This is a genomic window from Apibacter sp. B3935 (assembly GCF_009827705.1).
In the GTDB taxonomy this organism is placed as follows: Bacteria; Bacteroidota; Bacteroidia; order Flavobacteriales; family Weeksellaceae; genus Apibacter.
On record NZ_WINL01000002.1, the window covers coordinates 131521 to 144302 of the forward strand.

Annotated in this window: 10 protein-coding genes; 2 read left to right on the forward strand and 8 right to left on the reverse strand. The window is 30.9% G+C overall.

From position 1 onward, the window contains the following. Positions 1-17 precede the first annotated feature (17 nt). The 3 genes from GFV00_RS03475 to GFV00_RS03485 form a co-directional block, all read right to left on the reverse strand. Positions 18-965, reverse strand: coding sequence for an endonuclease/exonuclease/phosphatase family protein (locus GFV00_RS03475; protein WP_160557205.1), 948 nt, complete (start codon positions 963-965; stop codon positions 18-20). Positions 966-975: 10 nt separating this feature from the next. Further along, positions 976-3237, reverse strand: coding sequence for a TonB-dependent receptor (locus GFV00_RS03480; protein WP_160557204.1), 2262 nt, complete (start codon positions 3235-3237; stop codon positions 976-978). Positions 3238-3344: 107 nt separating this feature from the next. Beyond that, positions 3345-5672, reverse strand: coding sequence for a glycoside hydrolase family 3 N-terminal domain-containing protein (locus tag GFV00_RS03485; RefSeq protein WP_160557203.1), 2328 nt, complete (start codon positions 5670-5672; stop codon positions 3345-3347). Positions 5673-6313: 641 nt separating this feature from the next. On the opposite strand from GFV00_RS03485, the gene GFV00_RS03490 reads away from it, so the two are divergent. Together GFV00_RS03490 and GFV00_RS03495 are read left to right on the forward strand one after the other, a co-directional pair. After that, positions 6314-7174 carry an N-acetylglucosamine kinase gene (locus GFV00_RS03490; protein WP_160541998.1) on the forward strand — a complete coding sequence of 287 codons (861 nt, stop codon included), beginning with the start codon at positions 6314-6316 and terminating at the stop codon, positions 7172-7174. 110 nt (positions 7175-7284) lie between these two features. After that, positions 7285-8079: an SDR family NAD(P)-dependent oxidoreductase gene (locus GFV00_RS03495; protein WP_160557202.1), complete on the forward strand. Its 795-nt coding sequence runs from the start codon at positions 7285-7287 to the stop codon at positions 8077-8079. 45 nt (positions 8080-8124) lie between these two features. Here GFV00_RS03495 and GFV00_RS03500 read toward each other — a convergent pair whose 3' ends face one another. The 5 genes from GFV00_RS03500 to GFV00_RS03520 all read right to left on the reverse strand — a co-directional run bounded on the left by GFV00_RS03500 (position 8125) and on the right by GFV00_RS03520 (position 12402). After that, positions 8125-8646: a Dps family protein gene (locus tag GFV00_RS03500; protein ID WP_185149979.1), complete on the reverse strand. Its 522-nt coding sequence runs from the start codon at positions 8644-8646 to the stop codon at positions 8125-8127. A gap of 49 nt (positions 8647-8695) precedes the next feature. Next, a complete protein-coding gene (locus tag GFV00_RS03505) occupies positions 8696-9109 on the reverse strand; it encodes a hypothetical protein (RefSeq protein WP_185149980.1) in 414 nt (137 codons plus the stop codon). Positions 9110-9322: 213 nt separating this feature from the next. Continuing rightward, on the reverse strand, positions 9323-10972 hold the full coding sequence (gene pgi, locus GFV00_RS03510; RefSeq protein WP_160557201.1) for a glucose-6-phosphate isomerase: 1650 nt from the start codon (positions 10970-10972) through the stop codon (positions 9323-9325). Between the two features lie 111 nt (positions 10973-11083). Beyond that, the gene (locus GFV00_RS03515; RefSeq protein ID WP_160557200.1) at positions 11084-11731 is read right to left on the reverse strand and encodes an outer membrane beta-barrel protein; all 648 of its coding nucleotides are present in this window, start codon (positions 11729-11731) and stop codon (positions 11084-11086) included. Between the two features lie 59 nt (positions 11732-11790). Beyond that, entirely contained in the window at positions 11791-12402 is a 612-nt protein-coding gene (locus tag GFV00_RS03520) for an outer membrane beta-barrel protein (protein WP_160557199.1), read from the reverse strand. Positions 12403-12782: the final 380 nt, after the last annotated feature.

Genomic DNA, 12782 nt, shown 5'->3' on the forward strand with positions numbered 1-12782 from the left:
ATTTACATTTTATTTATTTAATTATTAAAATACAACACCACCGGATAATGATCTGAATAGAGATCAGTAAATTCATCTTTAATTACATCACATTTTATAATATCTTTTTTCATATTTCCGCTAACATAGAGATAATCATATCTTACCGGAGATTTAGATTGATCATAAAATAATTTAGTTGGCGCGGTCGCTTCAAATTCAGGATGAAATAAACGAAGTGCATCTATAAATCCAAAATCAAGTATTTTTTGCTGGATAGTATAATCTAACTCGTTGTCTTTACCCAAGTTCAAATTATATGGTCTTTTCTTTCTGTCTTCCCGTATAAAATTTCTGAGTTTATTATCTTTATATGCACTTTTATCCAATGGAGAAACTGAATTTAAATCCCCCATAAACAACCATTTATCATTAGATGGTTTGGATTGGATGGTAGCTAAAATTTGATCCACTTCATAACCTCTTTTCTCAGATGAAAATGGGTGAAAATGAGTAACTATAAAATGATATCCTTCAATTTCAGCTTCTATATATCCATGAATATTATTATCTAATACCCGATGAACATTTACAATCGGATATTTTGAAGTTATAGCCACCGGAAAAGTTACAGAGCCATCGGTAGAAGGTTCTCTGACAATAACACAATAAGGGTGACCATAACTTTCAGCTAATTTTCTTAAATTTTTTGGATTCGCTCCTTCAGGGGCAAACTCATAAATTCCTGCAGTAAATCCATTCATTTCCTGCAAGGCCAAAATATCCGGATCTTGTTTACGAATCCATTCAGAAAATTTGGATTTATCTTTGGTTGAGTCCTGTTTCATTCCCCAGTATACATTATAGCTAATCAACTTTATTATTTTCTTTTTGGTAATGCCTTGTGCATGAATATGGCCTAAAGGAATTATAAGGAATAAAAAGAAAACCAACCTATATTTAAAATAAATCCAATACTTGCTCATTTTTTATTTTTTAAAATTTAAACTTAGTTTTAAATTCCAGGGTAAAAGGTCGGATGTAAGTTCCTGCTACCGGTTTATTATAGTAAGGAGTTGGATCTATAGCTGTATTAGTTCCAGATATAGAGCCTTGTGCTCCACTTTGGTTTAACAAGTTAACCGCACTTACTCCAAAACTTAGGTTACTGTTATATTTAAAATCTATACCCGCAAATGTTTCCCATCTTCCTGCAAAAAACAATGAATTGGTATAATTTGCATATTCTTTACTGAAATATCGTGCACTTCCCCAAAATTTAAATTTCTTCCAATTATAGCTTGGATCTAATTCTATTATGGTTTTTGATACGCTTCTTGCTATATTCCCATCGTAATCATATTTTACATCATACGCTTCAAATTTGTAATTTTTGTATTCGGGATTTTGTAGGGTAAGTAACATATGAAATTGAAAATTTTTAAATGGTGTAACCAAAGCATCGGTTGTCCATCCTATGGTTTTAACATCATAGCTAATAGTTTTTTTCATGTAATCGGTAGGATCTTTTGGATTGGTAAAAGTGGAATTATTTGTAAAATTACTTCTCTGAATGTAAGTAACTTTAGATACTACTCTTACCAAAGCATGGTTAAAGTATACTCCGAAAGAAGCTCCTGGTATTTTTGACTTTTTAATTCCCGGATCATCTGCACCTGCATAACTACTTAACTTTCCACCTAATTCACCATAGGTTGCTTCTCCTTGAAGTCCAAATGAAGGCATGATTTTCCATAGTGCATTGACTGTAAAAGTTTTATTAATCCAATCTTTTTTAACTTTTGTTTTATTTCCGGATACCCAATTAGTCCCTGCTAATTTTCTATCTTCCCCTTTATACCATTCTCCGTTAATATTTTGCCATTCTAATCTAACACCTCCTCCCACTTGTATTTTATCGGAAGGCGTCCATTTTTCAGTACCATACACAGCCATTTTGTTTTCTCCACCGGTATAGTATTGCATAGCGCCGTTATGATTATATCCTCCGAATTCGTCTGAACCTTTTCTTGGCGTCCAAGTGCCGGTAAGTGGATCGTAATTTTCTTGAATTAACAGTGACGGATTTGGAGTCACTTCATAGTAATAGGAATAAGAAGCCGTATTATAATTATTTATGTGGTAATACCATTCATTAAATCCGATATTCCAATTGTGTTTAGACGTTTTTTTGCTTAATTCCACGCGGCTCATATAAGTATTGAATGGAGCTCGGGGAGTGAAAAGCATTAAAACCGATTGTACTTTTCCATTATAAATGTTATCGGAACCTACATAACGGAAACGTGTCTTACCTTCAACCGGATTACTTATGGATGAATAGTACGGATTAAAATATCCGGATTCAGCATATTGATATCTAAAAATGTAATCCAGCTTCATCCCATTTGTAAGGCTATTTTTTCCGATGATATCGAAAATATGATTTTCTCCTCCACTACCTTTCATTATATCTCTAGTAGTATATTCTCCGGAAAGTGGATCTATATAATGCACCAATCCGGATTTTTCCAGATAGGAATCTCTGCCTAATTTGAATCCCTCTACAGCATCTACTTTTCCGTTGGAACGATAGTAATAAGGATTTTGTTTAGTTGTTATCGCTTGTGAGCTGATAAATTTATATTGTACTCCAATTTCTCCTTTTCCGTCATTATATTTTTTATTTATAAATACTTTATAAATTTGAGTTTTATCTAAAAATTGAGAAAAGGCTGATGTAAATGTTCCGGGATCCATGTTAGCATAAGCACTAACCGAATAATAAAATCCGTTTTTCATCGGTCCGCTTACATTAAAGCTTCCTCTTAATAATCCGTAAGAATTGGTGACAAATTCACCTTTACCTTGCAATTTATCTGTTCCTTTATTGGTATAAGTATTTACTGATACTCCCACATCCCCTACGCTTATAGCGGTCTTTGCAACATCTAATACGTCCATCTTTTCAAAACTGGAATCTGACCTCCAGGCCCTCACGGGCATTTGTACGACGTAGTCCATCACAACCGGTAACCCATTTTCTAAAATAGTAGTTCCTCCCACACTTGCCGGTAAACCAATGTTTACATTTCTTGGTCCGTTATCGGCTGAGGCATTTAACATCACGGATGTGTTCTGATCTTTTTTCAAATCTGTTTTAGTTTTTAAACTATCAGATTTATTCTCTTGTGCCTGTATCAAATTCATAGTAGAAACAATCATAAAAGCACTAAGAGACTTAACTGCTCTTCTCATACTTAATTAATCTTTTTGTGGTTTTAGTTTAATTATGACTTTATATTTTATATCATTATAATTTTGTTTTTTTTTATTTATAGCATATCATTAATCAAAACTTATATTTATTTTTTTATTCCGTATTTTGCGGTCCTAGAATCTTTGATAACACCTTTCCAATTTAAACCAAAACCAAAATTATAGACATTCCCTTCGCTGTCTTGATGACATTCCATATCAAAAGGAATATCTTCTTTCTGTTTTTCAACCGTGTTCATATTTGCAGGCATTTGAAGGGGTAATAATCCGGAGGGTTCGTATTTCCCGGAAATAATATCCATTATGGCTTGTTCTCCAATTCCAAATCTTGCTATTATTCCATCCACTCTAGATTCAAATTCATTAAAAATCATAGGACGACTGATATTTACTACTACTATGACCGGTTTATTTCCCATTTGACTTTTAGTAGTTAATATGGTAGATAGATCGGATGAATTGGAAACGGTCACTGTTTTATCTTTATAACTTCGATCTTTAATTGAAGGGTCTATTACGGGGTCTCCTGCTGCTATACTGTGCTCACGAGCATTTGTAGCCGTATAGCTGTTATATTGTAAGGAGATGGGAACGTATCCATTCCCTCCATTATTTCTATCGGCCATATCATATCCCCCGCCATCGTTGTTAGTTTGAGGACTTGAAACAAAGACTATGGAAAAATCTGCTTTTTCTGGATCTTCTGTAACATGATAATATTTCTTAACTAATTCGATATTAACCGAATAATCTAATTTTGGTTCAGACCATTTTCCCCACCAATCTTTTATGGAAGGTTGATAATTTTTTGGTATATATACCGTTTTTTTATCTTTTATTGGTAGTATACGTTTTTTATTTTTAAGCAATACCACTGATTTTATTTGTGCTTCATAACCCGCTTGCATAAATTCAGGATTTCCAACTGTTTTAACACTTTGCTCAACGTTTAAATACGGATTTTCAAACAATCCCAGCCTGAAAATATTTTTTAATAATCGTATTCCTGATTGCTCAAAACGATTTCTCATATATTTATTTCCGTATTCCTTTACTCCCATTTTGTAGGCTTCTAATATGGGTTGCATAACATTGTTGCCTCCAAATTGATCCATTCCGGCCATTAAGGCAATATAATGTCTTTGAGCTATCGTTTTATTTTCCACTCCCCAAGGCTTACCTTTAAATTCATCCGGAGTTTTACCCTCATTGGCTGTTATCAGCCAATCTGTACATAATACCCCATCATACCCAAATTTATCTCTAAGTAAATCGGTAATGATATATTTATTGAAGCCATTTGCATAATTACTTCCGTCTTTTGATTGATTATATGAAATGGTGTAATAAGGCATAACTGCTGAAGCTTTGGAAGTTTTTCCATTGAGATTAAAAGCTCCGTTAACAAAAGGGCTCATGTGTGTATCAAAATTATTTCCTGGATATACCGCATATTTTCCAAACGCCCAATGTGCATCTCTACCGCCCTCTTCCGGTCCTCCACCCGGCCAATGTTTAACCATTGTATTAACACTTTTATATCCCCATCCGTCTGCAATTTCATCTTTACCAAAAGAAGTTTGGAAACCATCTATATAGGCCCTGGCCATATCTGTAGTTAGTTCCGGGCTTTCTCCAAATGTCATGTAGATTCTATACCATCGGGGTTCTGTTCCTAAATCTATTTGAGGAGATAAAGCTGTAGTTATTCCTAAAGCTCTATATTCTTGTGCTGCTATATTACCAAATTTTTGTACAAGTGACGGATCAAATGTTGCTCCTAAGCCTAACCCATCCGGCCAAAGAGATATGGCGCCTCCTGCTCCTGCATTAAATTCAGATTTTATATTTCCGGTAACTTGGTCAGAATGTCGGGGATCTGAACTTGTATTTCCCGGAATTCCTAATCCCAAACCCTCCACGTATGCTTGCATTTGATTATTCCATCGTGCTGCAACTTCAGGGCTTTGAACCGAAGTTATTAATATATGTCTTAAATTATCCTTTTGCAGAAATTTTTTCTGTGCGTCTGATAGTTCCCAAGGTTGTGCTCCACTGGCAGAAAAGATTTTACCATTATAGGTTCCAGATGCAAATCCACTATCGTTTGAAGGTATAGCTTGATGATTACTATAAAGCATTAATCCTGCGATCTGTTCCAAGGACATTTTTTGAACTAAATCTTTAGCCCTTTCATCTGCGGATAATCTCCAATCTTCATATTTATCAAGTTTTCCGTTTCTATTAAGGTCTTTGAATTTCAAACCGTCAACAGTTATAATTTTTACACCTGATAATGGGGAATATCCTAAATTGACTCCATTTCCATTATCGATTAAAATAAATTCTTTTTGCTGCGCTTTTGAAAAAAAAAGAGACAAGATTGTTAAAGTAGTAAAAATCTTTCTTCTCATATATGTAGTTTTTAATTTATTTTTTATAAAAATTACTATAAACATGTAAGTTTAACGTGTTTATACAAATATAAATTAAATATCCTATTATAGTATAAATTATCAAAGAGACGTAATCTAACCTTAAATAATTATACATTTAAATATATCATTATCATATAATTAACAATATTGTAATTGATTAATATCATATTTAGAAATGACTAATTTTATCTAATATTAAGGTTAAAATGGTGTTTTTGATGCTTGGAAACCTTACCATTTCATTTACTTATTTGAAGTAAATGTTAATTTTTTAACAAAATTTTAATTTCTCTTTATTATAATGTCTGAACAGGGTATCCATAAATTTAATACATATAAAATTAAATTTATTTTATTTTTTATACCTAATCGTATGATTTAAATCAACTATTGATAAATATTTACTGTTTCAATGATATCTTTTATTAATTTTAGTCTGTAAAGAGATAGTTAAACTATTTCAAACATTAGTATATATATTTATCAGTTGTAATAAATTGAACACTTTAACCATTACTAATAAGATAATTTGACCAACATTTATTGAATATTTATTTTTATTATAAATATTTTTATTTTGTACTTTTGAAACATAACTAAAATTAAAAACAAAAAATATGATTCTTCTAGCAGATTCAGGTGCTACTAAAGCCGATTGGATAGCCATTGATAATAATGGCAATCGTATATTCTCAACACAAACTAAAGGTTTAAGTCCCGAAGCCATAAATAAAGAGGAAATGATCAAAAGATTAAATGAACGTTTTGACATTTACCAAAATAAACCCGCTGTAAAAAAAATATTTTTTTATGGGGCAGGATGTGGAACTGATAATATGAAAGATATTGTAAGAAATGCTTTAACAGAATCTTTTCCTAATGCTGAAGAAATTGTGGTTGAAGAAGATACCTATGGAGCCGTTTATGCAACCACACCTCCGGGAACTCAAGCCATAGTATGTATCTTAGGTACCGGATCCAATTGCAGTTATTATGACGGTGAACTTTTACATCAAAAAGTTTTATCTCTAGGATATCTTTTAATGGATGATTGCAGCGGTAATAAATTAGGAGCAGATTTGATTCGTGCCTATAATTTCAAAACTCTTCCTCATGAATTATCAATAAAATTGTCGAAAGAATATAATATGGATATAGATTTTATAAAAGAAAATCTATACAAAAAACCTAATCCCAATGCTTATCTAGCCACATTTGCTAAATTTATTATTCAAAACAAAGATCATGAATTTATTCAGCAAATCATTGATAAACAAATTCAAACCTTTATCGATTTATATATAAAACAATACGATAATTGTACTCAAGTCCCAATCAATTTTAATGGTTCTATCGGTTTTTATTTAAAAGATGAATTAGAGAAAAAATTATCTGAAAATGGAATGAAATTAGGTATAGCTTTACGAAGACCTATTGATGGTCTGATTGACTATATCTGTACTCATAGACTTACTTAAAATTTGAATTTTAATTGGTTTAAAAGGAATGAGTATGTCATTCCTTTTTTCTTTTTGGGTAGCTAGATTTTAAAATTAATTTTATTTTTGTTTAGTATTAAACTATAAAAATGTCTAAAACAATTATAATTACAGGAACCTCATCCGGCGTGGGATTGGCATTGGGAAATTATTTATTTCAGAAGGGTTACAATGTATACGGTTTGAGTCGTTCAGTACCTAAAAATGCTAAATTTACTACTATTCCAACTGATATAACTAATGAAAAAGAAGTTGATGATGCATTAGATCAAATTCTTGCTAAAAATTCAACCATTGATCTGTTAATCAATAATGCAGGTAAAGGGATGGTTGGGCCTGTTGAAAACGCTAAAAAAAATGAAATTATAGATTTATTTACTCTAAATATTGTAGCACCCTCTTATCTTATTTCAAAGGTTTTACCAATTATGCGTACAAGTAATAAAGGTAAAATTTTTAATATATCATCGATTGGAAGTGAAATGGGTCTACCATTCAGAGGTTTTTATTCCGGTTCAAAATCTGCTTTAGACATGATTACAGAATCGTTGCGTTATGAATTAAAAAATTCGGGTATTGAAGTATGTACAGTAAATTTAGGGGACATACGAACAGATATAGCAGATCATAGGATTAAAAGTGATATTTCGGATGATTATACTAAAGTTTTTGATAAAGTATACGATCATATAAATACGGACGTTACAAATGGTTTAGCCCCCGAAACTCTTGCTCCCTTTATTGAAAAATTATTTACTCAAAAAAATAAATTAAAACCCCATTATTATTTTGGTACAACCATCCAAAAATTATCTCTTTGGGTTAAAACCATAATTCCACAATTGTGGTTTGAAAAAATTATAGCTAAATATTCGGGTTTGTAACAAAAAAAACCTCTTTTAAAGAGGTTTTTTGTACTCAATTTATAATTATTTAGCTGAGGCACGTAGCATCCATGCCATAGATTCGTGCTGTTCCATAACACCGGTTAAAAAATCACTGGTTCCATCATCTTTATTTTTGTCAGCAGTTGGTATAAATTCTGCTCGGATCAAACGGATGATCGTTTCATGATCCTGACATAATTCTACCAATATTGTCTTTTCATCATCTACTTCTTCTCCGTCATGTTCCAATAAGTCAACTACTGCACTGAATTGTTTAAATGATCCCAGCGCATAATGACCTAATTTCCTTATCCTTTCTGCCACTTCGTCAATAATTTCCGCAATTTCTTTATATTGCTCTTCTAATAATAAATGTATAGATCTGAAATGTGGACCTTCTACATTCCAATGAAATTTTCTGGTTTTCGTATAAAGAAAATATTCATTTGCTAACAATCTATTTAGTGCATCGGACACTAATTGTTTATTTTCTTCACTAAGCCCTATGTTGGCTTCTATGTGCCTTACTTTTTCAGACACAGGTTTTTTGGTTTTTGTTTTCAAAATAAATTTATGTTATATAGGTTTTTCGTACTCTATAATAAATAATTGATTATTGTAACCTTTTCAATCTAAACAATAATTGTTGAACGGCTTCTTGATAATCATCAAAAATGGACAATGCATAGTCATCAACAAATAATTCTCTACCGTCTTGAAGTAACAGGTAAAAATTCTCACAATGTTTAATAATATCTTTAGGCGTAGGAGTTTCTTTGATAGTTACTTCAATATCTCCAAATTGAGCATAGGCTGTTTCAACTAAGCGGTCAATTACATCTAATACTGAATCAATAGCCTGATCTAAAGCAATATGTGTTGCATAACTTCCTTTGCCGGTTACTTGCCAATGATATAGTTTTAAACTGCTGTTATATGAAAAAATTTCACCAAAAAATTTACCTAATTTTTTGTTTTTTGAAGAGTCGTTGTAAGTGCTTTTCACTACGTTTTGTTCTTTGATCATAATTTTAAATTTTTAGTCTTCTATTTATTAATATTTGATTTGTACTTATAAAATGCAAATATCAGACCTAAAGCGTTTAACTCTCTATTATTTTAAAAACCTATAATAAAGCTTTAATATGTTTTTTATAGTGAACTGTAAACTTTTGAATTTTATGAATAAAAAAAGATCGTCTGATGAGACGATCTTTTTTTTATTAAATCAGATATAAAATTATCTCATTTTTTTATAGGCATTTATCAGCCCATTAGTTGATGAATCATGTGTGGTTATTTCTTGATCTCCTGATAATTCAGGCAGCACTTTGTTAGCCAATTGTTTGCCTAATTCTACGCCCCATTGATCGAAACTGAAAATATTCCAGATAACTCCTTGTACAAATATTTTTTGCTCATATATAGCAATTAATTTTCCTAATAATTTAGGTGTTAGAATTTTATACAAAAAGGAATTGGTTGGACGATTTCCTTCAAATATTTTATATGGTTTTAATTTATTAATTTCCTCTTCATTTTTCCCCTGATCTTTTAATTCTTTATAAACTACTTCTTCTGTTTTACCAAAAGCTAAAGCTTCTGTTTGTGCGAAAAAGTTGGATATAAGTTTTTCATGATGATCTGAGACTTTATTTAGTGTTTGGGCACCTGCAAAAAAATCACAAGGAATAAGTTTTGTTCCTTGATGTATTAATTGATAAAATGCATGTTGTCCATTAGTTCCCGGTTCTCCGAAAATTATTGGTCCGGTTTGATAATCAACTTTTTTACCGCTTCGGTCTATATATTTTCCATTGGATTCCATATCTCCTTGTTGAAAATAGGCTGCAAAACGATGTAAATATTGTTCATAGGGAAGTAAAGCAACATCTTCCGCGCCAAAAAAGTTATTATACCAAATACCTAATAGGGCTAAAATTATCGGTATGTTTTTATTTAGTTCCGTATTTCTAAAATGTAAATCAACTTCATTTGCTCCTTCTAATAATTCGGTAAAATTGTCATATCCGACAGCTAAACATATGCTCAATCCAATAGCTGACCAAATAGAATATCTTCCACCTACCCAATCCCAAAATTCAAACATATTTTCTTGACTAATTCCAAATTTTGTTACGGCTTCTTGATTGGTTGATAGGGCAACAAAATGTTTAGCTACTTCAGATTCTAATTTTGCTGATTTTAAGAACCAATCTTTTGCTGTTTGAGCATTGGTCATAGTTTCTTGAGTAGTAAATGTTTTAGATGCCACAATAAACATTGTTGTTTCCGGATTTAACGGTTTTAATGTTTCTACTATGTGAGTTCCATCAATATTGGATACAAAATGTAAATTCAGCCTGGTTTTGTAATATTTTAGCCCTTCTACAACCATTAAAGGACCTAAGTCAGAACCGCCGATACCAATATTAACCACGTCAGTAATTGCTTTTCCTGTATACCCTTTCCATTCGCCTGAAATTACTGATTCAGAAAATCTTTGCATTTGCGAAAGGACTTTGTTTATCTTAGGCATTACATCTTCCCCGTCAACTATAACCGGTGTATTTTTTCGATTTCTTAATGCTGTGTGTAAAACTGCTCTATTTTCTGTTTCATTAATTTTATCGCCACTAAATTGTTTTTCAATTGCTTCTTTAACTTGGGTTTCCTCAGCCAGTTGAATTAATAATTTCAATGTTTTTTCTTCTATTCTGTTCTTAGAATAATCAAAAAGAATATCATTAAATTGTATTGAAAATTTATCAAATCTTTGAGGATCTTCTTTAAACCATTGACGAAGGTGTTTATCTTTTATTTGGTCGTAATGTTCTTTTAATAATTGCCAAGCGCGGGTTTCTGTTGGATTAATCTTAGATAATGCCATAATACATTTATTTATAATACTAGCAAATTTACTTATTTATCACTTTTAATCCACAAAAAAACCTCTGAAATAAATCAGAGGTTTTTATATTATTTTTTTTAATTTATAAAATTAAAAACTGAATTTTTTAGTAACTCCTACGTGAATAGATTTTCCAAACGTTAGGTCAAAATCTTTGCTCTTGTTATAATTTTTATAATCCAAGGCTACGTTTTCTTTTGTGTCGCTCCATTCAACTCCTCCAAAAGAAACATTTAACCCAAAATTATTTTTAAAGTTTATAAATAAAGCAGGGGCAAAATCGATGTAATATCCATATCCTCTAACTCTATTACCTTCGATCATATCAGCCTCATTATAAATTGGACTACCTGAATCTATTTTGCTATCAGAGCGATACTGTTGATATCCGGCCCCTAGATCTGCATATATACCAAAAGTTTCATTAAAAGGTTTATAGTAACGAACAAAACCACCAATTCTACTTTCGTAAGCTTTATCTTGTATTTTTGTATCTAGAAGTTGATCACTTGAATAAGTATGTTTATCAAAAGATAGGCTGGTTTTAGCTCCTACAAACCAATTATCTGCTACTTCATAAGCTATTACGGGTGTAAATGTAACATTATTGGTCTTTTCATCATTATAACCATTAACTCTTTTAAGGCTAAAATCTGTACCCAAAAGGATAGAATTCTTTTGAGCTTGGGCAGACAACACACTAAAAAGGGTAAGGGTTGCTATTATAATTTTTTTCATGCTTTTTCTTTTTAATTAGTTATATAACTTGCGTTAAATAATTTTATACTATAATTAAATTATAGTGAAAAGTTTTTAGAAATACCGATATTGAAAGCATTTCCAAACGTTACATCAACCCCGTTAGATTTATTTTTTGTTCCTTTTTCTTTTAAGTGGTTGTATTCAACTCCACCAATGCTAAAATTTAATCCAAAATTATTTTTGAAGTTAATGAATAATGCCGGGTTGAATCCGATGTAAAATCCATCTGCTTTATTTTCATATTTTGCTAAAGCATCGTGTCCTTTGGTTTTTTGCTCTTGCCAACCTGCACCCAAATCAGCATATACTGCAAAAGTTTCACTTAATGGTTGTGAATAACGTATAAAACCTCCAATTTTTGAAGTTTTAGTATCTCCATCAAGTAAATTTGATTCTTGAAGTGCTTTACTATCTAAATCCGCTTTTGTAAAAGCTACTTTTGCACCAATAGTTAAATGATCAGTAAATTGATATCCTAAATAAGGAGCCCATTCGTAAGTGTCCAATTTTTGTTTTCCTGAATTTCCTCCAAATTTGTTTTCGGTGTGGTTGTAACCTACATTACCTCCTAATAAAATACTGTTTTTTTGTGCATTCATAGTTGATAATCCAAAAACTACTGCTGCAAACAACACTAACTTTTTCATAATTTTCTTTTTTGTAAAATAATTTAATTCAAAATTTATTTAATTCTAATTCTACCACTTAAAACGTAGTAGAACCTAAATTTAGCTAATTTCGTGTTAAAACTATACTAAATACCGTGCCAAAGTTAACATTATGTTAAAAAAACATTATATTTACTATTAATTTATATTGGATCAATATACAAATAAATTAACTTTGTATAATTATTCAGTTATATTTTTATAAACAATATCTAAATTTAGCATGCAAATATAAATAAATACTCACTTATAAAGTAATTTGATATTAATTTATTTTTTTTACATGCAAATTTTGCGTTTTCTATTAAATTAATATTAATTTTTTAAGTAAAAATATTAGTAAATAAAAATTTAAATTG

What these genes read in the sequence shown, in the direction of transcription:
- GFV00_RS03475 (WP_160557205.1), bottom strand. Translation starts at nt 965, where the DNA reads ATGAGCAAGTATTGGATTTATTTTAAATATAGGTTGGTTTTCTTTTTA.
- GFV00_RS03480 (WP_160557204.1), bottom strand. Translation starts at nt 3,237, where the DNA reads ATGAGAAGAGCAGTTAAGTCTCTTAGTGCTTTTATGATTGTTTCTACT.
- GFV00_RS03485 (WP_160557203.1), bottom strand. Translation starts at nt 5,672, where the DNA reads ATGAGAAGAAAGATTTTTACTACTTTAACAATCTTGTCTCTTTTTTTT.
- GFV00_RS03490 (WP_160541998.1), top strand. Translation starts at nt 6,314, where the DNA reads ATGATTCTTCTAGCAGATTCAGGTGCTACTAAAGCCGATTGGATAGCC.
- GFV00_RS03495 (WP_160557202.1), top strand. Translation starts at nt 7,285, where the DNA reads ATGTCTAAAACAATTATAATTACAGGAACCTCATCCGGCGTGGGATTG.
- GFV00_RS03505 (WP_185149980.1), bottom strand. Translation starts at nt 9,109, where the DNA reads ATGATCAAAGAACAAAACGTAGTGAAAAGCACTTACAACGACTCTTCA.
- pgi (WP_160557201.1), bottom strand. Translation starts at nt 10,972, where the DNA reads ATGGCATTATCTAAGATTAATCCAACAGAAACCCGCGCTTGGCAATTA.
- GFV00_RS03515 (WP_160557200.1), bottom strand. Translation starts at nt 11,731, where the DNA reads ATGAAAAAAATTATAATAGCAACCCTTACCCTTTTTAGTGTGTTGTCT.
- GFV00_RS03520 (WP_160557199.1), bottom strand. Translation starts at nt 12,402, where the DNA reads ATGAAAAAGTTAGTGTTGTTTGCAGCAGTAGTTTTTGGATTATCAACT.